The sequence below is a fragment of the Enterococcus dispar ATCC 51266 genome (assembly GCF_000406945.1).
GTDB lineage: Bacteria > Bacillota > Bacilli > Lactobacillales > Enterococcaceae > Enterococcus_C > Enterococcus_C dispar.
Window position 1 is genome coordinate 1856007 of the sequence record NZ_KE136354.1, and the last position, 22410, is coordinate 1878416.

The following is a 22410-nucleotide window of genomic DNA, read 5'->3' on the forward strand; positions in this document are numbered from 1 at the left end:
TTTACCTAAAAACCATTGATTTGCAAGCGGTATCCTAACAAAAGTTATTTTTTGTCTAAAGAAGTGAGATCCAAATGCGTAAAAGTCGCAAAAAATTCGTTCAAAACAGGGATTACTTTGGCAATCATATCCACTTCATCATTTTCGATTTGTAAAACTAAAAGTGGTTCATGCAAACTTAAGCGCAGTAAAAACCAGCCGCTACCATAGGGCTCACTAAGAATCATGCGGACGCCTTCTTCGTTTTCATCATCTTCTTTAAATCCTACAAAATCAGCCGCCTTTAAGTCGGCAATTATTTTTTGACCATATGCTTTAAAATCACTGGCGGTAATTTTCAGCCGAATTTCTACTGTTTCGGCTGGCTGCTGTAATTTTGCAATTAAATCATTGATTGTCAGTCCTTGGGCTTTTAATTGCGGTAAAATCATCAAAATTTTTGCCACCACATAAGCCCCATCATCGAGGTTATAGTTTTCTTTGAAGGCAGCATGACCACTAGTCTCAATCGCTAGTTGTGTATCAATTCCTTCATTGTTTAATCCAATCATTTTATTAATGACATTCCGATAACCAGAAATATAACGAACTTGCTTTCCTCCAAGAGATTGAATAAATTCTTTAAGATGGTCACTGGTAGGAGAATTGGTAACAATTACAGCGCCAGGATGTTGGGCTAAAACAATTTTACTTAAAACGGCAATTAAATTATTGCGATTCAAAACAGCTCCATCTGGACCCACCAGAGCTGCGCGATCAACATCAGTATCAAAAATGACGCCTAAATCAGCTTTTTGTGCTAATACAGCTTGCTGAATACTGGCCATGGCTGCTTTATTATCAGGGTTGGGAATATGATTAGGAAAACGTCCATCCGGTGATAAAAATTGTGAGCCTGCAGTATTTGCTCCTAACACTGACAAAACTTTTTCTGCAAAAAATCCACCGGCTCCATTGCCTGCATCTACAATAATATGCCAGCCTCGTAAGGGCTTGTCCCCAAATTCTTTGGTTGCAGCTTTTACTTTTTTCACCAAATCCGCACTATAAACAGAAATGAGATCTGCTGTTTGATACGTTCCTTTAACATTATTTGTGTGTGTTTCAAAATGATTCCGAATATAGGCAATATCTTCTGCTTCGACGCCACCTGCTTTGGTAAAAATTTTCACACCATTATAATAGTAAGGTAAATGACTTGCTGTCAGCATGATTCCAGCATCACAATCAAACTGCGCAAATTGCGTACTCATAAACATTGCCGGTGTGGTAGCTAAATCAAAATCAATGACATGCACGCCTTGTGCGATAAAAGAATCCACCAATGCTGCTTTTAAAGTGGGGCTACTAATACGACTGTCTCGTCCTATTCCAATTACTAATTTCCCTTTCACATATTTTTCAGCTAAGCCATTTTTTATTAGAAAAGAAATCGTACCTGCTGCAATTTCTTCCATTTCGACTGACGTTAAATTTGCTTCATAATCTGTGGTCGCTATGGCTATTCCCCGAATATCTGAACTTAATGCTAATGGTAATTTCTTCGCCAAAATAAGCACCCTTTCTGAAAACGCTTTTCTTCAGTATAACAGATTCATTTTTTAGAAGCATCCGTTTTTTGGTAAATAATACTTTTATCTAGCAAAAAAATTATCTTTTTTACATTCTTAATGGGTAAACCCATAATTTTTACGCTCTGTTTTTTCATGAAATACTAAATGACTGTGCTCCAATTCCTGAATAGCTGCTTTTAAATCTTCGATAAAATCATGAGCCATATTCATTCCAAAATCACTACGTACGACAATCCGCTGAATAATCTCTTCATCCAAATCTTTAGGCAATGGGTAAGTTGGTACTTGCCACCCTTTCATTAATAAACGATCAGAAAGATCGTATAATGTCCATTTTCTTTTTTTATTTGTTGTTAATTTATAACAGACCAGTGGTAATTGATTCCCATCATTGATAAGTTCAAATTGTTTTGCTTCTTTTAACTTCTCAGCTAAATAAAGCGCCACATCATGGGTGCGTTTATGAATACTTTGATAGCCTTTATAACCAAACCGAACAAAATTGTAGTATTGACCAATTAATTGGGCGGCACTGTGGGAAAAATTAATTGCCATCGTTGGTAATTCCCCGCCTAAATAACTCACTTTAAAAATCAACTCCTCAGGTAAAAAAGTTTTATCCTTCCATAAGACCCAGCCAACTCCTGGATAAACCAGACCATATTTATGACCGGAAGTATTAATTGAAATAACATTATCTAATTGAAAATCCCATTTTAACTCGGGTTCAACAAAAGGTGCATAAAGCCCCCCAGAAGCAGCGTCGACGTGAATAAAAACTTTATTTTCTGTTTGTTTATTATAAGTGGTCAACAATTCATCCAGCTTTTTGATATTATCGTATTGCCCGGTATAGGTAATACCAAGAATACCCACAATGCCAATTGTATATTCATCAATAGCCGCCACTGCCTTTTCTACGTCCAAAGAAAGGCAATCCGCCGTTAGAGGAATTTCTCGTAGTTCAATGTCCCAGTAGACACAAAATTTTTCCCAACATACTTGGTACCCCGCAGAAATAATTAAATTCGGCTTTTTTTCTCCTAGTGCTATTGCAGCCTTTTCGGCTCGCTTGCGCCAAGCAAATTTCATTGCCATTCCCGCCAGCATACACGCTTCTGAAGAACCAATAGTAGATGTGCCAATAAAATTTTCTGGTGCATGCCACAAATTGGCGATGATGTTGACGCAACGATTTTCAATTTCTGCAGTTCGGGGATATTCTGATTTATCAATGACATTGCGATCTAGTGTCTCACTCATCAATTTAACTGCTTCTGGTTCCATATAAGTTTGGCAAAAAGTAGCCAAATTTAATCGGGCTTTGCCCTCATCTAACAAATCATCTTTAATCATTTGATAAGCTACTCTGGGTTCAACTGAATCCTGTCCTAATTTATAAGACGGTAAAATCTCATCTTCGTTTTTGGTGCCAAAGATTGGTTCCAAATATTCTGCCTCACGACGATCTTTTTTTTCATACAGCATTTTTTTCCACTCCAATTCTCTTTTAATATTTTAGCGAGAGTAATAAGTTGAAAGGATTAACTATATAAAGAAAATCCGCAAAAAGGCTTATTTGCGGATTTTATCGCTATTTTAAGCTAATTCACCAATTAGTTTTTCCATTGCTTGCGCTACTTCAGCGGGTAAGGCGTTGTATCCTTCATTTTCTGTTTTTTGCGCCAAAATAAAATCAAGCCGGCCTTGCATCCGCGTCCTTAATTGATCAATATACTCAGGATCTGAAAAATCTACCTCAAAACCGTTTACTGGTAAGTAACTCATGTTGGTAAGCGGTCCAAAGTCACGAAATTCAGCAGTACCATCAACAATTTTTTCGATTGAACCTAATGTATCTTGGGGTTTAACTTTTTTACCTTTGTAAAAGCCGGTATTTAAAATATAGCAGGCAGTGTCCGTCGTCTTGTTGGCAAAAATAGCCCGAAAATCGGCATAATCTTGCCCCAATGGATAACAGCGGAACGGATTAGCAAAAGGCTCAATCACCAGCTTGTCCAAATCAACATTTCCCACCACATTTTCAGCAGTGGTACGTTTGGTTGCTAGAGTTAACCCAAAGACTGCGGCTAAGGTGGGATCTTCAATTTTGATGACTGGCGGTAAACTATCATCTTTCATAATCCAAAAAATTGCATCAACAGCTTCTTTTAAATGGTCTACTCGATTTGGGGTCACGTAGCGCGATTTAACCGTCCGACCATTACCATTTCGAATGTCTTGTGTGACAATTACTTTTTTGTCATCATTGTCTAATGTTACTCCGACATTTTGACAAGTCAGAAAATATTTCACTGCTTCATCTTCCAGCGGATAATCTTGTGTTTTATCAAAATAAGCCGGCTCTAACGCTGTCGTTGATCCATGTTCTTTATTGATAACAAAAGCATCATCATGTAAAACATCAACTTGATATTTATCCCTATGTTTGGCTAGTGTGATAGTAGATTTACCGGAGCCCGAAAGACCAAAAGCAGCCATGGTAAACTTAGTATTTTCTTTGTGATATTGTTTCATACCGCCATGACAGGCAATAAAACCATTGCGATGCGCAGTAGCCCAAGCTAAAGTTAGTGTGGCTTTTTTTAATTCACCAAAATACTTCAATCCTAATACAGCAGCTACGTTATGCTCAGGGTCAAATAAGGCTAACCCGTGAGGAAAATCAGGGTGCGTCCAATCCGGATCTGCATACAGATAAATATCGTTTTCAGGATACTCTATTGAATTTTGGTATAAATCACGAAATTCATTGGTTAAAATCTGAAAATTCAATAGATAAGAATAGAAATTGGTTTCATATCCCATTGGCAATAATAAATGACCTTTTACCATGAATTCTGAATCTAATCCGACTACGACTTCTCCACGGTAAAATTTTTGTTTTCGGCCCGTATACAAAGCCTGACGCAATATTCCTTCAAAAAGCGGACGATCAATACCCGGTTGTCCGATAACTCGACGGGCAGCGGCTGTGCGCCCGGTAACTTTCCCATCGTTAAAAACGATTAATTTGGCATCTTCTGAAAGACCCAGTTCTTTCGTGTGAATTATCGGCATATCAGTGAGAACAGCCCCTGGTGCGTTTTTTGCTAATTCATAAGCAGTAGCTAAATCTAAAACCGGTGTAACGTTATTGCCATAAAATACCGACTCGACCATTGTTTTAAAACTTGAAAATAATTGATTTTCAGGTGTAATATCCTGATGTGAATAAGTGCCAATCGTTGCCATATGTCGTCCTCCAATCATCTATATTAAAATTAAAGTGTTTACATGATAATAAATTAATTATAATACAACGTTGGTTACTTGTCTTTTCATTTCCTTAAAAAATTTTTAATATGCAAATTCAGATATTCCTTCCTGTTCAAGTAAAGCGACTTTCATTGAAATCCCACCACGATAACCCGTTAAGCGCCCATTTTTACCGATGATACGATGACAGGGAATTACAATCATTACAGGGTTGCGCCCGACTGCATTAGCTACTGCCCGCACTCCTTTTTCATTTTCTACTTGTTGCGCTAATCGACTATACGAAATCGTTTTACCATAAGGAATTTCCTCTAATTTTTGCCATACTTTTTTTTGAAAATCGGTGCCAACTAACGCGAGAGGAAAATTAAATTCTTCTAATTTTCCAGTGAAATAAGCAGTTAATTGTGTTTGAACATCTTCACTACTGCCGTCAGCAGCTTTTAGCGGCCATCCTTTGAAAAATTTTGCTAATTCAGTAGCTGCGAGCTTTTCTAGTCCAATATAGCAAACGCCACTTGAAATGCGTCCAACGACAAAATGATACACATCAATAGTAAAACGATCGATTAAAATTGTTTCCATTTTATTCACCTCATAGTTATTTTATATTTTTTATTAATTATCTTGATGTATTTTGGTTAATTGCTCTTTTTACGTTATACTAAACCCACTAAAATATAAGAAGAGACGAAAACTATGCCTTTATCAAATAAGTTACAACATTTACCGGAAAGTCCCGGAATTTATTTAATGAAAGATATCCACGGCGATATTATTTATGTCGGGAAAGCCAAAAATTTGAAGCGGCGCGTACGCTCTTATTTTCAAAAAAATCAGCACCATTCCAAAAAAGTACAGCGTATGGTTTTTAATATTGCTGATTTAGAAATTCGTCTGGTAGAAACCGAACTGGATGCCTTGCTATTAGAGTGCCGCCTCATTCAAGAAATTCATCCCCCTTACAATCGTATCATGAACTACTATCAGAATTATGCTTACGTAGATTTTGGCCAAACGGGGCCGCTTTTAACTCCCATGCCAACCAAAACCAGTTTTGGCCCTTTTCGCCAATACAAACAGTTACCCCAGATTTTGACAATCTTAACTGAAACGTATCTATTCCCTGATACGAATAGTGTAACGTACAAAATGATTCAACAACAATTACCAGATGTCGAAATGATTCCCCTTTCTGAACGACTCGCTAATTGCCAATCCTTTTTTTCTGGCCAGCAAACAAACTTTTTTAGTTTATTAGAAGAACGAATTTCATATAGTGCACAACAGCAAAATTTTGAACATGCGCAATTACTAAAAGAACAACTGGAATTATGCCTAAATTTCTATCATTATATCCAACAACGCCAACAATTCTGCCGACAAAAGCAATTAATTTTAAAATTACCGGTAACCACTGAAAAACAAAAAATCTATTTTATTGCTTACGGAACAATAGTCAAAACACTCATCTTGAAAAATGATGAACCCGTATTATTTCCACGCGGAAACTTTTCATCACAGCCCTTGCAAAAAGAAGATGTTGATCCACTAGATATTTTACGGAGCTACTATGCGCGTTACTACAAGGAAAGAACTTCAGCGAATAGTTCGTAATGATACTTGCATCTGCTAAATAAAAAAACGACCTGAACTATCCGCTTTTACAGCAACTTCGTTCAGGTCGTTTCCTTATTTATCTCGGGTATCGATAATAATTGTTACCGGTCCGTCATTGACTAAAGCAACTTGCATATCGGCACCAAATTCACCAGTTTCTACATGCAACCCACTTTGCCGTAAGCCTTCATTAAATGCTTCATAAAGCGGAATAGCTTGTTCAGGTCGAGCGGCTTTGACAAAACTTGGACGATTGCCTTTTTTAGTATCAGCATAAAGCGTAAATTGCGAAATACTTAAAATACTGCCGGCAACCGCATCAATATTTAAATTCATTTTACCAGCTTCATCTTCAAAAATGCGCATCATGGTAATTTTACGCACCAAGTAATCCACATCTTCTTTGGTATCTTCTTCATGAATCCCAAGTAAAATCATAAAGCCTTGCGGAATAATACCGACGATTGTATCGTCAATCGTTACACTGGCTGATTTTACTCGTTGAATAACTGCTTTCATTTTTTACCCCTTCGTGCGTCTGACGCTATAAACTTCAGGTATCTGTTTAATTTTATCCACAATTTGTTTTAAATGGGTCAAATTTTGAATACCAACTGTGATCCGAATCGTGGCCATTTTATCTTTATTGGATTTTGCTTCCACGCTTTGCAACCGTTTGGTCATAGCATTCACTGTTTGTAAGACATCATTTAACAGTCCGGAACGATCGTAACCATAAATTTCTAGATCAGCGTCATATTCTTTGGAATGATTAGAAGTATCTTCCCATTCAACTTCAATTAAACGTTTTTGTGCATTTTCGGTCTGAACATTGGGACAATCCCGTCGATGAATGGAAATCCCGCGTCCTTTGGTGATATAGCCGACAATGTCATCACCGGGAACTGGATTACAGCAACGGCTGATCCGAATTAATAAATTATCTGCACCTTCAATGACGATACCGCCATCATGGCGAACTTTCATCCGCTCTTCTTTTTTGGTAGGTGGCTGATTCATCAAATCTTGCACTTTTTGTTTTTCTTTTTCTTCTTTTTGCTGGCGTCGTTCTTCTTCTGTTAGGCGATTGGCTACAGTGGTAGGACTTACTTCACCATACCCCACCGCAGCATACAAGTCATCTTCTGATTGATAATTAAAGCGTTCCAAAAGATCTGACATTTTATTTTTGTTCATGTAATCTTTTGGTAAAAATTCCATTTCTTGCAATGTTTTATAAACAGCGTCATGACCTTTTTGGACATTTTCTTCCCGATCTTGCGCTTTAAAGAAACGTTTAATTTTATTTTTGGCTTTACTGGTTGCTACAAACTTCAACCAGTCACGACTAGGGCCAAAAGAATTGGGGGAAGTTAAAATCTCAACGATATCCCCGTTTTTCAATTTATAATCCAGTTGTACCATTTTTCCGTTGACCTTGGCACCGGTGGTTTTATTGCCCACATCAGTATGAATACTGTAAGCAAAATCAAGTGGTCCAGATCCTTGAGGCAATTCTGTTACATCGCCTTTTGGTGTGAAGACATACACTTTATCACTAAAAATGTCCCCTTTAACACCTTCCATAAATTCAGAAGCATCATAACTTTCATCTTGCAGCTCCAAAATTTCACGGAACCAACTGATTTGGTTGGTCATTTTATCTGGCTTAACTTTATCGGTTTTACCTTCTTTATAAGCCCAATGTGCCGCGACCCCGAATTCAGCGATTTCATGCATTTCGTGGGTTCTGATTTGAATTTCAACCGGATTACCCTTAGGCCCGATAACTGTCGTATGCAAAGACTGATACATATTTGCTTTTGGCATTGCAATATAATCTTTAAAGCGGCCTGGCATCGGTTTCCATTTTGTATGAATGGTACCTAACACTGCATAGCAATCTTTAATGGTATCCACAATGACACGAATGGCTAACAAATCATAAATTTCTTCAAATTTTTTCTTTTGATCTACCATTTTTCGATAGATAGAATAAATATGTTTGGGACGACCGTAAATTTCAGCGTAAATGTCCAATTCTTCCGTTGATAAGCGAATTTCTTCAACAGTTTCTGCTACATAAGCTTCCCGTTCATCTCTTTTTGACTGCATTAAATGGACAATTCGGTAATATTGTTGGGGGTTTAAGTAGCGTAAAGCCGTATCTTCCAATTCCCATTTAATTCGACTAATCCCTAAACGATGAGCCAAAGGAGCATAAATTTCCAAAGTTTCTTTGGCAATTCGCCGTTGTTTATCTTCACGAAGATGTTTCAAGGTACGCATATTGTGCAATCGGTCAGCTAACTTAACCATAATCACGCGTAAATCTTGCGCCATCGCAATTAACATTTTCCGATGATTTTCAGCCAATTGTTCTTCGTGAGATTTATATTTAATTTTTCCTAGTTTTGTGACCCCATCTACCAACATAGCCACGTCACTACCAAAGTCTCGCGTTAAATCTGCTAAAGTAATCGGTGTATCTTCCACTACATCATGTAAAAAGCCCGTCGCAACAGTATGGGGATCCATGTGCAGTTCTGCTAAAATCCCCGCTACTTGGATGGGATGAATAATGTAGGGCTCCCCTGATTTGCGAAACTGCTCTTTATGAGCTTCTGTGGCGTAATCCAATGCTTTTTGCACAAAGGCCACATGCTCAGGGCTCATATATTGACTAACTAAACGAATCACGCCGGGGCCTGTTAGGATTTCATCTTTTGCCACAAGCATACCTCTTTTCTTTAAAAACGAGCAGAAAAACTTCACAAAGGCCTTTTCACCAAGTACTAAGGCGGAATTTTGAGAAATGATTAGCTTCATTTTTCAAAATTTCGACTTAATAGCCCCAGAAGTTTCTTTGTAAAGCTGAACCTCGTTTTATTTACAATCTTACTTATCATAAAAATTGAATTTATTAGTAAGAAAAGTACCAGCCGTAAAGCGGTACTTTCCAATAATTAGGCCTATTATACACTAGAAACAAGCCCGATTTCAATTACTGTAAACTTATTTAAAACTCCCTTAATTCTGCTGATAAATCCAAATTTACCAATGTAAAAACACCAAAGCTGTCGGCACCACTTAAAATAAGTTCTTGCAACTGTTCATGAGTGGCTTGAGACAAATTGATTTGAAGTTTCACACTTTTTCCAGCATCATAAGCAAAAATCGTGGCATCATGCTTGGCATTATCAAATGAATCACCTTCGCCTAAGACGAGATGATGCCAGCCTAATTCTTTAATACAAGCAGCAATTTCAATTTTTTGCAGTTCTTTTAAATTGCGACTATCGACGCGGATACGAATTTCCCCCCACGCCATTGCCAGAGAGTGCAATGTTTGCTGCAGGGCTTTTGCTTGCTCCTTTTGATGAATTAACATAGTAGGAGAAATCGTAATTTCTAAAAAGTCAGCACCACTTTGAAAGGCTTTGCCAACCTCGAAAGCTTTTTTGGCAATCGTACCATTGCCTAAAGGATAGTCAATTACTGTTCCTATTTTAATTGATGTTCGTGCCAAAAGCTGTTTTGCACGGGCAACCTGGTTTGGTAAAACAACAATTTCATTTAGAGGTTTTGCTTGTAATTCTAAAATTTGATCTTTAAAGTCCCAATCTGTCATGGCTGGATTTACCAAGCGTAAACTGATAATCTCACTAACTTTCATATCCTCACCTCTTTATAGTAATTCCCATTGATAACTGATTGCACTCAATAAGTATAAAGGTGCCGTTTCGGTTCTCAAAATTCTTGGCCCTAATCCACACAATTCGCCGCCGCCTGCTTTCAATTTTTCGATTTCATCAGGCGTGATTCCGCCCTCGGGACCAAAGATGGCCAAAAGCCTGCTCCCAGCTGGCAAACTTTGTAACACTTGGACTAGCTGGGCTTTTTCTCCTTGCTTGGCTGACTCTTCATAAGCTACTACAATGGCATCATACGCATCCAATTTATCCCAAAACTGCCCTTCATTTGCTAAAAGCTCTACATTTGGTGTTAATTGTCGTTGCGATTGTTCAGCAGCTTCTTGCGCAATTTTGACTAACCGCTGTTTTTTCTTGGCTAATTTTTTTTCGTCCCATTTTACTACTGAACTTTGCGCTGGAAACCCAATAAATCCATAGGCGCCAAGTTCAGTTCCTTTTTGGACAATCCATTCCAATTTATCCCCTTTAGGATAACCGCTAGCAATCGTGACTAGAAGTGGTAATTCTTTATTTTGCCTCTCTTTTTCCACTTCCGTTAAAATAACCGCATCTTCTTCAATTGCGACAATTTTGGCGATAATCGCAATTTGATCGGCATACACAAGATAAACTTCATCTTCTGGCTTCATACGCATAACACGAATCATATGGTGAAAAGCTTCACCGGTTAAACGAATTTCATCTTTTTTATAGGGAGTTGAAATAAAGTAGCGTTGCATGTTAGACTTCCTCTTTTTTCAAAATAATCGCAAACCAATCTTTTTGTTGCAATACTTGCGCCACGTGGAATCCATGGGCATCCAGGACTGCTAATACTTCATCTTTTTTATCTTCAATAATCCCTGAAACAATCAATGTTCCCGTATCTTTTAACAAACGATAAGCATCAGGTATCATCTTAATAATAATGTCAGCCAAAATATTGGCTACAATGATGTCGGCATCAACAGTGACACCATTCAATAAATCATTAGCGCTCACATGAACATCTTTAGCCACAGGATTTAAGTCCATATTTTCTTGAGCAGAGCGAACAGCTACTTCATCCAAATCAAAAGCATAAACATCTTTTGCGCCTAAAAATTTGCTGGCAATACTTAATACCCCAGAACCTGTTCCAACATCTAATAACGTCTCACCGCCCCGCAAGGTCATTTCCAATGCTTGTAATGTTAAATTGGTCGTCGGATGGGTACCTGTACCAAAAGCCATTCCCGGATCTAACGTAATAATTTTTTCTTCTGGCATTGTGGTTTGATAGCTTTCCCATTGCGGTACAATTGTTAAATAGCGCGTAACACGGACTGGATGATAATATTTTTTCCAAGCTGTCGCCCAATCTTGTTCTGAAACTTCACTTGTGGTCACAATGTTTTTGCCAATTGCTAAACCGAATTCAGGTAATTTATTAATGCGGTCTTTAATGAAAGGTAAAATTTCTGGTAAAAAGGTCGTTTCCGGAAAATAGGCTTGCACCGTTGCGGCCCCTTTTTCTAAGTTAATAAAATCTGCTTTATCTAAAATCTCACCAAAAGCATCTGATTGAAAATACTCTGCATCCAAACTATCTTCGATGGCAACCCCGCTGGCACCGGCTTCCATTAAAATATTCGCTACAGCTTCCACTGCTTCACTGGCAGTTTCTACTTTAATCTCATTCCATTTCATTGTTGTTACTCCTCAATTAAAATTTTCAGTAGTTTTACGCTACAAGAATCTTTGAATAAACCTTGCGACTGATTTTCATATCTTAGTAAGCCGGATAAGGAATATAATTATCTCCGTCTTTTGTTTTGTAACTATTCATCAAAGCAAATAAAACATCATTATCAAAAGTAAGTTCAAAAACCGCTGCTGACTCATCTGTTAAAAAGTCTAATAAATCACTTTGCCCTTTGTCTAAAACATCTTTTAAATAATCCACTAATCCGTCTAACATAGCTTTTGACATACCTTTTTTGCCTTCATAAGGTAACACTGCTAGATAATCATCCTCAGCAAATTTTGATTTTTGAGGATTAAATAATAAGATGCCGTCTTCAAATTCAATAATTTCTTCTTCTGACTCTACCCCCGCTGCATCGTCAATGGCAAGTTTTTCTTTATTTTCTGCAAAAAGGCGTAAAATAATTTCAATCGTATGATTTTTTGTATCCCAATCGAGTGCCACATCGTAATCTGGTATCTTTTTAGTCAATGCTTCATCTAAATAAGTTAACATATTGGTTTTCATTTCTATCGCCAACCCCAATCTTCTGTAATTTGATTTTTCTTTTGTTGTGAAATATAAGGATTTCCCGCTACTGCATACCGCAACGGCATTTGCGTCCACTGCCCTTTATTGGGGATTCCAATTCGCGGTAGATGTAAAATTTCTTTGGCTGCACGCTTTTTTTCTGGAACAAGACGTAAGGAACTTGAAAAGATAGATTGCCCATATAAATCTTTTGTAATCCCCAAAGCCGCCACTAATTTCCCCGGACCATTACTAAGTTGTGGGCCATTTTTTCCCCCGCGATTTTCTTTCATCAGTTCCACTCCTGCTGCCGGTTCAATCGCTCGAATCATAACCCCTTGCGGCAAACCGCTTTTTTGAGTAATAATATTTAAAATCAAATGGGTATGCATCGTATAAAGATAAATCGTTCCCGCTTTTTCATACATCGCGCGTACACGAGGCGTTTTTCTCATGCCATAGCTGTGTGCCGCCTCATCTTCTGGTCCTAAATATGCCTCGCAATCGACGATATAACCTGCTGTAATGCCCTTTGGTGTTATATTTTCGACATACATGCCAATTAAATATTCCGCAACTTCAGGTGTTGTTTTCGTATTCAAAATTTCTTGTACTTCTTTTATCGTATCCATGACTTTCACCTTCCCTCATTGTACACAAAAGACCTGTCTCTGACTATGAAATCCGTTGGTTTTTAAGGATTTATCACAATTGTAAAAGATTTTATTTCAAAAAAGCTATGTTATACTTTAATCAGCTTATATCATTAATTAGTGGTGAAAAAAAGTGGGAGAAAAACTGGTTTCAGACTTACAAACAGAAGCCGTACAAATCACTTTCCCACTTTTTAAATTTTAACATAATTAGACACAGCCCTTTCACAGGTTGTTTTCTACTACTCAAATAAAAGAAGAAAAATTTTCTTTTTGTGTGTGGGATGGATTACCTACAAAATAAAAAAGGAGGCTTTATTCCTATGCAAAAGCCACTTGCTTACCGCATGCGCCCCCGCAACTTAGACGAAGTGGTGGGCCAGCAACAACTGGTTGGACCCGGCAAAATTATCCGCCGCATGGTGGAGGCTAAAATGCTGTCTTCGATGATTTTATATGGTCCTCCTGGTACCGGCAAAACGAGCATTGCTTCGGCCATTGCAGGTTCAACTAAATATGCTTTTCGTACGCTGAATGCCGCTACTGATACTAAAAAAGATTTACAAGTTGTGGCCGAAGAAGCCAAAATGAGTGGGACCGTGATTTTATTGCTAGATGAAGTTCATCGCCTAGATAAAACCAAACAAGACTTTCTTTTGCCTCATTTAGAAAGTGGACGCATTATTATGATTGGTGCCACGACAGAAAACCCTTATATTACCATTAATCCTGCGATTCGTAGTCGCTGCCAAATTTTTGAAGTAAAACCACTTTCAGAAACCGACATTTTACAAGCAGTCGATCTTGCTTTAACAGATAAAGAACGTGGCCTAGGAAATTATCCTGTCAAAATTGATGAAAACGCTCGTCTCCATTTGTCACGCGCCACCAATGGTGATTTACGTAGTGCGTTAAATGGCTTGGAATTAGCTGTGCGCTCCACTCCTGAAACAGATGGTACTATTCATTTAACCCTTAGTATTATTGAAGAATGTATCCAAAGAAAAGCACTCACTCATGATAAAAACGGCGATGCCCATTATGATGTGATTTCCGCCTTTCAAAAATCTATACGGGGCAGTGATGTCGATGCAGCCCTGCACTATTTAGGACGACTGGTTGAAGCGGGAGATTTGGCGATTATTTGTCGCCGTTTAATGGTAATTGGCTATGAAGATATTGGTTTAGCCAACCCCGCAGCAGCAGCACGAACAGTTAATGCAGTTTTAGCCGCCGAACGCTTAGGCCTACCAGAAGCACGTATCCCTTTAGCAGATTGTGTAGTAGACTTATGTCTTTCACCAAAATCCAATTCTGCATATGCAGCCCTTGATGCAGCAATTCGTGACATTCATACAGGCGCGACAGGAGATGTGCCCGACCACTTAAAAGACAGTCACTATCAAGGCGCAAAAGATCTTGCCCGCGGTATCGGTTATCAATATCCACATAATTTTGAAGACGCTTGGGTAAACCAACAATATTTGCCAGATAAAATCAAAGATGCGCACTATTATCAACCCAAAGCATCAGGCAAATATGAACAGGCTTTGGGTCAGCAGTATTATCGTATCAAAGAGTGGCAACAACAAAATCGGAAAACGAAAAAATTATCCGACTAAATTTTCAATTTATAAAAAAGATGCCATTTTTTCCACAGATTAAGTAGATAACTTCACCTTGGAAACTTCGTGACAAAGTCAAAACCAAATAAGATCCATTAGGATAGCGGTTTCAAAAACTAGAGCAATCTGGTTGCTACTTTTGTCCCCCTATGCTACTATGTAAGTGGGAATTCTGTGATGTACGAGTTATCCTTTTTGTGTGTTGACCGAACATTTTTATTGATATATTGGGATCCGTCCTGTGTGAGAGTTGGTAACATGCCTTTTCCTTTGGTAGTTCGATACTCTAACCGTGGAACCCACCTGCTAGAAATTGCGGGATCAATACTATGGGACGAATAACGGCATCAACGGATATTACCCATTCTTTATGAATGTAGCCGCCTGTCTTTTGACAGACGGCTTTTATTTTTAACTTAGAGGAGTTTGCTTTTATGATTCGTATTTTAATCATTTTATTTGCTTTATTATTATTATTCTTAAGTTATGTTTTATTAAAAAAACCGCAACTTTTAACCCCTTTATTGGAACAAAAAGAAGATTTAAGCTTTTTAAATACTTACGGCCAACTATACCTTGCTTTTGGTATTTTGGGCTTTATTGCTGCAGCAGTAAACTTGAAAATCATCATTTTATTCTACATTTTTCTTGCTCTGGTCCTTGCCGCTCTTTTTAGTCTAAAATTGGCTAAATCACTCAAAAAATAATCTGCTTTTTGATAGCTTCTTTTTTGCAATTACCCTAAAGTAGTTTACAATAAACTTGTAGATAACAAATGCTTTAAGTTAGGGCGTTGTAAAAGTAAAGGAGTGAGTGAAATGTTACAACAATATAAAACAATTATGGTGGCTGTGGATGGTTCCAGTGAAGCAGAATTAGCTTTTAAAAAAGCGGTCAATGTTGCCAAACGAAATGAAGCCAAACTGGTAATTGCTCATGTCATTGATACACGCGCTTTCCAAACTGTTTCTTCTTTTGATGGGATGTTAGCGGAACAGGCAACAGAAATGGCCAAACAAACTTTAGCGGACTACACTGCTTTTGCCAAAGAACAAGAATGTCACGATATCAAAACTGTCATTGAATATGGTGCACCCAAACCAATTATTGCTAAACAACTACCGCAAGAACACGATGTCGACTTAATTATGTTAGGTGCTACCGGCTTAAATGCAGTGGAACGTTTATTCATTGGCTCTGTTTCTGAATATGTCATTCGCAACGCACCATGTGACGTTTTAGTCGTCCGAACAGACCTTGATAATAAAGTCGTAGAACCAGAAAAAGAGTAAAAAAATCGTTTATATTAAAAAAAACCTGAAACAAGTGATTTTCTAACCACATGTTTCAGGTTTTTTTAACGTGCCAAAATACAACGATTGATTTGTTCATTAATACAAGTCTGTAAACTAATTCGCTCCCCAGTTTCATCCAACATTCGTGGCAATACGTCATCTTTTAAATCATTGGCATTATACCCTTCATCTGTTACATCTACGACTTCGTAAACATGGTACGTCTTTTGATTTCCATTATCATCATAAACAGTAATGGGTGCTCCGACATAAAGTTCCATTACACTATGAAAATCACCAGGATTATGGCCAATAAAATGAGTCGGGGCTCCATCATTCACAAGACCTGTTCCATTCCATGTTGCAGCACCTGTTTCAGGTGCAGAACTAGCACCTTGCATTTGTCGATAAGGGACCGTTAAGCCATTAAATTGGAGAGCACTTTTCAATTTACTTGTATTTGGAATCTCTCTTTTTTCAGCTGTGTTAGAAATTTGATCCGCCTTTTGAAACTGCTCTCCTGTCTTAGCAGTTTGTGGTGCGCTCGCTCTGTTTACACTGTCATGCTGGATTTGAGATGGAGTAGTAGTTTTATTTGGGGCTTTCGGTATGACTTCAACTTCAAATTCTTTTTTTGTGACATTGTTGGCCTTATCTTTAACTTTTATTGTTACTTTTTGTTTGCCAACTTTTTTTGTATCGACTCGACTAATTTGGCTTTTCGTCACAGGAATCGTTTTATCTACGTTATCTAAAATATGCACATAACCCATCCAATTAATTTTTGTGCCATACGCAATTTGCAATGGCTTTTTTTGTTCAATCACTGGTGGTGTTTGGTCAACTAAATTCACTGTAATCTTTCGGCTTAATACTTTATCAAAATGAACATAAATTTTCAAAGGCACTTGGTATTGTCCTGGCTTTTTATGTTGCATAAATGCCAACTTAGGCACCTCAACTTTAGTTACTTGCGGCATTTGGTTTACATGTGCAGCTTCAAATAGCACTTCTTTGGTTAAAGCGGAATTTGAGGCGGCCGGTAGCGTAATCGTATCAACAAGGACTTCATCTAATCGTCGTTCCGCACTAGCATACATCTTAAAAAAGCTAATTCCAACAGATAAAAGACAAATCAACGTCATGCTAGCAAATAGTAGTTCTCGTTTTTTCATATCCATCTCCTCTGTTCTTTTAAGTTAATATTTTCAAAAATGATGAAAACAATTAATTTCCTCGCTTAGTAAGCACACAACTCTATTAAGTCTCTTTATACAACAATATTATATAATCTTATCAGCAAATAAAGTACAGTATTTTAACTCGATTTACCATTAAATAACCTTCATTTTCTGAATATAATTACGTAATTTTATTAAAAGCAGCAACATTATTTTAATATAACGTTAAATATTTATATATAATGAATTTATCTGATAGAGAAGAAAATCAGAAAATAGTGCTTATTATTATTCGCACAAATTATTTAATTGTGTTAAAATTAAATTAAATATGATTAACTATTCATATGTTTTTTGCTAAATTTAGCCATTTCCGTAAAAATTAACAATCAATATCACTTGGGGGTAGTCAAATGCATGAACATGAATCGGCACCGACAAATATCAAACGGGCGTTCAAATTAGGTATTTTAATTAATCTAATCTTTGTTGTTATTGAAACAGTTTTTGGCTTTTCCGCTAATGCGTTATCCTTAATAGCTGATGCCGGCCACAACTTAAGTGATGTTTTAGGCCTGGTCGTTTCGTGGGTAGCTGTCTTATTAAGCAGTCGCCCCCGCACTTCTGCTAGAACATATGGATATAAGCGCAGTTCAATTTTAGCTGCATTATTTAATGCCATTTTTTTATTGGTAGCCATTGGCGGTATTCTAGTAGAGGCAATCCAACGCTTACAACACACCCAACCTGTAGCAGAAAATAAAGTCATCGTGGTAGCTTTAATTGGTATTTTAATTAACGGTTTTACTGCTTATCTTTTTATGAAGGACCAGCACCACGATTTAAATGTGAAGGGGGCCTTTTTGCATATGGCTGCGGATACGCTGGTTTCTGTTGGGGTTGTCCTAGCTGCAATTGTCGTAAAATTCACCCATTGGTTCTGGTTGGATCCTGTTATCAGCTTAATCATTGCTGTCATTATTTTTATGGGCACGTGGGGATTATTACGTGATGCTGTTAATTTATCCCTAGATGCTGTACCAAAAGCCGTTGACTACGATGAAGTAAAGCAATTCATTGAAGCCACTCCTGGCGTTTTGGCCATTCATGACTTGCATATTTGGGGATTAAGTACAACCGAAAATGCTCTTACTGTTCACATTTGTCGTCAAACATTAGCAGATAACAATCAGTTTTTAGAACACCTCGATCATGAATTAACAAAAAATTTCGCCCTTTCTCATATCACTATTCAAGTCGAACTTGGTGAAATAAAAAATGAATCTGTAAAACACAGTATTTAGAAAAAAAAGCTGAACAAAAGTCCTTCAGCTCTCCATATTTCAGCTTTTTGCCGCAGAGAGTTAATTCACGTAGCTAGATCAAAGAAAAACATAATGAGCTTGCGCAACTCTCAAGCAATAAGCTGGAATTTTATAAATTGCTCTTCAAATTTCTTGAAATTTCAGCTTATTGCCGTAGAGAGTTAGCTCATGAAGCTAGATCAAAGAAAAGCGTAGCGGACTTCTCCCAATTAATAATCCTATAAGTCTCTTTACTTAAAAAAATGCCTGCTCTCAAAAATTTGAGAACAGGCATTTTTTTAATTTTCTTTTGATACTGGTTGTAACACACCATCTGTCATTTGCAATACCCGATCACTCCATTGTGTCATGCGGGGATCATGGGTCACCATGATAGTGGCTTTTTTATTTTGATGGGCTTCATTTACTAAAAGTTTGACAACTTCAAAAGCATGATCCGTATCCAATGAAGCGGTTGGCTCATCTGCCAAAATGACACTTGGATCATTATATAAAGCTCGTCCGATTGCTACCCGCTGCCGTTCACCACCGGATAAATCACGGGGATATTTATCTTTTAAGTTTAAAATATCCAAAGAACGCAAAATGGTTTCGACGCGTTCTTTATCCAAGTTTGCTTTTTTTACTTTATCTACTAAGAAAAACTGTTCCTCAATTTTTAGAAAAGGAATCAAATTTGATGCTTGTAAAATAAAGCCGATTTCTTTAAAGCGCAGTTGGCTCCGTTTTTTTTCATTTAAATTGGTAAAATCATTGGCATTAATTAAAATACTGCCACTAGAAGGAGTTTGTAGACCACCAGCAATGGTTAAAAAGGTACTTTTACCAGAACCAGAAGGACCAATAACAGAGACAAATTCTCCCGGCTTAACTGCAAAATCAATTCCTTTCAACGCAGTAATTTGAGTATGGCCACTACCAAAAACTTTTTTTACATTATTCATTTCTAAAGCATTTTCCATTTTTTTAACCTCCAATTGCTGTGATTGGATCAACTTTGGTTACTGTTCGAATTGAGAACAGACCGCCAATAACAGCTACAACTATTAAGACCACACCATATAAGAGCCAGTCATTTGTCACAATTTGAAATGGCATGGCACTCGGTAGTATCAGACTGGTTAAAAAGGCCAGTACAGCAGCACCAATAACGCCCATCACACCGACCATGAAAGATTGTGCAATAATCGATTTTGCAATAAAACCAGTTGAAATACCTTCTGCTTTCATAATGCCAAAAGTTGCTGTTTTTTGTAATGTCATGACGTACATAAAAATCCCAATAACTGCTGTTACTACAATAAATAAGAAATAAATCATCCCATTTAATGTCAAGTTTTGAGCTGAGTAACCTGGAATGGCCTCAATAAAATCACCTAATGATAGAGCATCCAAATCTTCTTTTTGAGCGGTTGTTAAATCCGGACTGCCTTTTTTGACTAAAATACCATTAATAGGCATTTGGGCTTCAGCTTGTGGTAATTGTCCGTTGTACTTCACATTGACAAATGTTTCTGTGTCTGCATATATAACTGGTGTAACCGTATAATAAGTAGCTTTAAAGATACCAACGACTGTTAATTTTTCTTCGTATTTCCCAATCGTAATTTTATCCCCTACTTGATAACCTTCATCTGCTAAATTTTGAGAAATAATAATATCATTTTTCTTTAAATCATTACTGCCTTTGGTAACTTTTGGCAACATAAACGCATCTGAACTTGTACCAAACAATGTAATATCTGTTGTCTTTTTATCTAATTTGGCAGCACCATTATAAATACTAATCGGTGCTTTTTTACTTGTAGTGTTTACATCATTAAAATCTTGCAAAGTTAATTGCGAAGCGTTTAACGATTTATTGGCATCTTTGGCTAAAACCACGGTATCTGCTTGCCAATCTGCGGCGGCTTGCATAAATTCTTGTGCCAGTCCTGAAGCTAGTCCTGATAACAAGAAGACTACGTAAGAAACCAACAGCATAATCCCAATGATTAAGCCATAGCGTAACTTCGCATAGCGCATTTCTTTAATTGCTAAAAACATATTCATCATCCTTACTTATTTACAATTTTATCGCTTGAGTACGTTGTTCACTTTAGCCCTACGGTGACACTTTGTCACTTTTTCTGCTTGTAAATTGCATTTAACTTAATAATTTCTTAAAATTTATCAGTAAAGAACTCTCTGCTAAACTTGTCAGTGGGAAACGAAATATCTTCTCATTCACTCGGGTAACCTTTTTCATTGTTAAACATCACAGTCTGTAAGTTTTCTTCACTTTATCTAAGATATAAATTTTGCAAAATAAAAACAAACATTCAGCTTAAGCGAACATCAAATAATTCTGCTTAAACTAAATGTTTTAACGAATGTTTCCAATTTATTATTTTTGAATACCGTTTTTTAACCATTTAATACGCATACGGTAAACTTTTAGCAACTGCTTTTCGTCCCAGTCATTGACGATAAAAGCCGTTAAAATCTCCATGACAAAATCCATAATTAAAAACAAAAGTTCTTGTGTTTCTTCCAGCGTATCCAACTCAATATCATTTTTCAAAAGAAGCTCCTGCCATTGTAACACCATAGCATTTTGCCCATCAATGTGATGATTCCGTTTGGCAAAAACCGCCGGATTTGCTGTCAGCAATTGAATTTGCTGCCATTCTTTGGCAGTTTTACTAAGTACTGCAATTTTTTCTAAATAGTTTGCAATCCCTTCAAATAAATCATCTGACGTGGTATAAACAGAAGTCAAAATATCGCGATGAACCGCAATAGATGCCTTTTGCACAATGTAATTATGTGCATCAGCTAAATCGATAAAGTATTTATAAAAAGTCCCCCGCGACATTCCCATTTTTTCTACAATTTCAGATACTTTCACCTGTGAAATGTGCCGGCTATAAAAAGTTGCCAATAAAATTGTTTCAACTTTTTCTTGTTTGACAGCAGTGAGATTTAAAAAAGTTGATTTCGGCATTTTAAGACCTCCACTAATTTCCAAGCTGTCGGCTTTTTTGGGTAGCAGCACTTACTGCTGCCATTGCGGCTGCTCGAAGACCCTCAGTTTCCAAAACTTTTACACCTGCGATGGTCGTGCCGCCAGGGGAAGTTACCCGATCTTTTAAAACCCCAGGATGTTCGTTTGTTTCAATCACCATTTTAGCAGCACCTAACACTGTTTGTGCTGCAAATTCATAAGCCATCTCTCGTGACATGCCTTCAAAAACGGCGCCATCTGTCAATGCTTCAATAAACAAATAAACAAACGCAGGACCTGAACCACTTAATCCAGTTACACAATCCATCATCTTCTCAGGAACAACCTCGGCTTTACCAAAACTACGGAAAATAGCCAAAACCTGCGCAATTTCTTCTGAAGTAACAACTGCATTAGCCGCAACCGCTGACATTGCTTCTCCAACTAATGCCGGAGTATTAGGCATAACTCGCAAAATTTTCTGAGTTTCTCCCAAACAATCAACCAGCGCATCAATGGTGATTCCGGCAGCTATGGAAACCACGAGTTGTTCTTTTTTTATGACTTTTGCGACTTGTGGTAATACTTCCAGTAAAATATTAGGTTTAACAGCAAAAATGATAATATCACTTTTTTGAATGAGTTCATCACTATCTGTAAGTGTTTTAACACCAAAATTTCCACTGATTTTTTCCAGAGACGGCTTATAAGCATCATAAACAAATATCGCATCTGGTGGATAAATTTCAGCTTGTAATAACCCAGCAAGCATTGCCTGCCCCATATTTCCCGCGCCATAAAATCCTATCGTTGCCATTGACTTCATCCTCTCTTTCTTTTAAGTTTGCTATATTTTTCCTAAAAAAGCTACCATCAGATGAAATTTTACACGAGCAAAATAGAGCTAAACAAAAAGACAT

At 37.3% G+C, this 22410-nt stretch carries 21 protein-coding genes and 1 other RNA gene; 6 read left to right on the forward strand and 16 right to left on the reverse strand.

Going from position 1 to position 22410, the window contains the following annotated elements; translation table 11 throughout:
• Positions 1–44: 44 nt before the first annotated feature.
• The 4 genes from RK01_RS08855 to RK01_RS08870 all read right to left on the reverse strand — a co-directional run bounded on the left by RK01_RS08855 (position 45) and on the right by RK01_RS08870 (position 5438).
• The gene (locus RK01_RS08855; RefSeq protein ID WP_016172959.1) at positions 45–1550 is read right to left on the reverse strand and encodes a phosphohexomutase domain-containing protein; all 1506 of its coding nucleotides are present in this window, start codon (positions 1548–1550) and stop codon (positions 45–47) included.
• Between the two features lie 117 nt (positions 1551–1667).
• Positions 1668–3062: a glutamate decarboxylase gene (gad, locus tag RK01_RS08860; protein WP_016172960.1), complete on the reverse strand. Its 1395-nt coding sequence runs from the start codon at positions 3060–3062 to the stop codon at positions 1668–1670.
• Positions 3063–3173: 111 nt separating this feature from the next.
• Positions 3174–4829 (reverse strand): phosphoenolpyruvate carboxykinase (ATP), encoded by a 1656-nt coding sequence (locus RK01_RS08865; protein ID WP_016172961.1) that lies wholly within the window; start codon positions 4827–4829, stop codon positions 3174–3176.
• Positions 4830–4934: 105 nt separating this feature from the next.
• Positions 4935–5438, reverse strand: a complete 504-nt coding sequence (locus RK01_RS08870) for a methylated-DNA--[protein]-cysteine S-methyltransferase (RefSeq protein ID WP_016172962.1) — start codon at positions 5436–5438, stop codon at positions 4935–4937.
• 114 nt (positions 5439–5552) lie between these two features.
• Between RK01_RS08870 and RK01_RS08875 the strand changes: the two genes are divergently transcribed.
• Complete coding sequence (locus RK01_RS08875) at positions 5553–6470, forward strand: GIY-YIG nuclease family protein (protein ID WP_016172963.1); 918 nt, start codon at positions 5553–5555, stop codon at positions 6468–6470.
• Positions 6471–6545: 75 nt separating this feature from the next.
• On the opposite strand, the gene dtd is transcribed toward RK01_RS08875, so the two are convergent.
• From dtd to RK01_RS08910, 7 genes are all read right to left on the reverse strand, one after another.
• The gene (dtd, locus tag RK01_RS08880; RefSeq protein ID WP_016172964.1) at positions 6546–6992 is read right to left on the reverse strand and encodes a D-aminoacyl-tRNA deacylase; all 447 of its coding nucleotides are present in this window, start codon (positions 6990–6992) and stop codon (positions 6546–6548) included.
• Positions 6993–6995: 3 nt separating this feature from the next.
• Positions 6996–9206 carry a RelA/SpoT family protein gene (locus tag RK01_RS08885; RefSeq protein WP_016172965.1) on the reverse strand — a complete coding sequence of 737 codons (2211 nt, stop codon included), beginning with the start codon at positions 9204–9206 and terminating at the stop codon, positions 6996–6998.
• Between the two features lie 286 nt (positions 9207–9492).
• The gene (locus RK01_RS08890; protein ID WP_016172966.1) at positions 9493–10149 is read right to left on the reverse strand and encodes a beta/alpha barrel domain-containing protein; all 657 of its coding nucleotides are present in this window, start codon (positions 10147–10149) and stop codon (positions 9493–9495) included.
• 12 nt (positions 10150–10161) lie between these two features.
• Positions 10162–10908: a 16S rRNA (uracil(1498)-N(3))-methyltransferase gene (locus RK01_RS08895; RefSeq protein ID WP_016172967.1), complete on the reverse strand. Its 747-nt coding sequence runs from the start codon at positions 10906–10908 to the stop codon at positions 10162–10164.
• Position 10909: 1 nt separating this feature from the next.
• Entirely contained in the window at positions 10910–11857 is a 948-nt protein-coding gene (gene prmA, locus RK01_RS08900; protein ID WP_016172968.1) for a 50S ribosomal protein L11 methyltransferase, read from the reverse strand.
• Positions 11858–11939: 82 nt separating this feature from the next.
• The gene (locus RK01_RS08905; protein WP_016172969.1) at positions 11940–12422 is read right to left on the reverse strand and encodes a DUF3013 family protein; all 483 of its coding nucleotides are present in this window, start codon (positions 12420–12422) and stop codon (positions 11940–11942) included.
• Positions 12423–12424: 2 nt separating this feature from the next.
• Positions 12425–13057, reverse strand: a complete 633-nt coding sequence (locus RK01_RS08910; protein ID WP_016172970.1) for a DNA-3-methyladenine glycosylase — start codon at positions 13055–13057, stop codon at positions 12425–12427.
• Between the two features lie 344 nt (positions 13058–13401).
• Here RK01_RS08910 and RK01_RS08915 point away from each other — a divergent pair, with 344 nt between their 5' ends.
• From RK01_RS08915 to RK01_RS08925, 4 genes are all read left to right on the forward strand, one after another.
• A complete protein-coding gene (locus RK01_RS08915) occupies positions 13402–14700 on the forward strand; it encodes a replication-associated recombination protein A (protein WP_016172971.1) in 1299 nt (432 codons plus the stop codon).
• Between the two features lie 169 nt (positions 14701–14869).
• Positions 14870–15064: non-coding RNA, 6S RNA (gene ssrS / locus RK01_RS13545), on the forward strand.
• Between the two features lie 73 nt (positions 15065–15137).
• The gene (locus RK01_RS08920; protein WP_016172972.1) at positions 15138–15410 is read left to right on the forward strand and encodes a hypothetical protein; all 273 of its coding nucleotides are present in this window, start codon (positions 15138–15140) and stop codon (positions 15408–15410) included.
• A gap of 111 nt (positions 15411–15521) precedes the next feature.
• Positions 15522–15995, forward strand: a complete 474-nt coding sequence (locus RK01_RS08925) for a universal stress protein (RefSeq protein WP_016172973.1) — start codon at positions 15522–15524, stop codon at positions 15993–15995.
• A 65-nt stretch (positions 15996–16060) separates the two neighbouring features.
• Here the strand turns inward: RK01_RS08925 and RK01_RS08930 are convergent, their stop codons facing one another.
• On the reverse strand, positions 16061–17173 hold the full coding sequence (locus tag RK01_RS08930) for a sortase domain-containing protein (protein ID WP_016172974.1): 1113 nt from the start codon (positions 17171–17173) through the stop codon (positions 16061–16063).
• Positions 17174–17592: 419 nt separating this feature from the next.
• Between RK01_RS08930 and RK01_RS08935 the strand changes: the two genes are divergently transcribed.
• Positions 17593–18483: a cation diffusion facilitator family transporter gene (locus RK01_RS08935; RefSeq protein WP_016172975.1), complete on the forward strand. Its 891-nt coding sequence runs from the start codon at positions 17593–17595 to the stop codon at positions 18481–18483.
• Between the two features lie 299 nt (positions 18484–18782).
• Here the strand turns inward: RK01_RS08935 and RK01_RS08940 are convergent, their stop codons facing one another.
• From RK01_RS08940 to proC, 4 genes are all read right to left on the reverse strand, one after another.
• Positions 18783–19466: an ABC transporter ATP-binding protein gene (locus tag RK01_RS08940; RefSeq protein ID WP_016172976.1), complete on the reverse strand. Its 684-nt coding sequence runs from the start codon at positions 19464–19466 to the stop codon at positions 18783–18785.
• Between the two features lie 4 nt (positions 19467–19470).
• Complete coding sequence (locus tag RK01_RS08945; RefSeq protein ID WP_016172977.1) at positions 19471–20550, reverse strand: ABC transporter permease; 1080 nt, start codon at positions 20548–20550, stop codon at positions 19471–19473.
• A gap of 340 nt (positions 20551–20890) precedes the next feature.
• Positions 20891–21490, reverse strand: a complete 600-nt coding sequence (locus RK01_RS08950; RefSeq protein WP_016172978.1) for a TetR family transcriptional regulator — start codon at positions 21488–21490, stop codon at positions 20891–20893.
• A 13-nt stretch (positions 21491–21503) separates the two neighbouring features.
• The gene (proC, locus tag RK01_RS08955; RefSeq protein ID WP_016172979.1) at positions 21504–22307 is read right to left on the reverse strand and encodes a pyrroline-5-carboxylate reductase; all 804 of its coding nucleotides are present in this window, start codon (positions 22305–22307) and stop codon (positions 21504–21506) included.
• Positions 22308–22410: the final 103 nt, after the last annotated feature.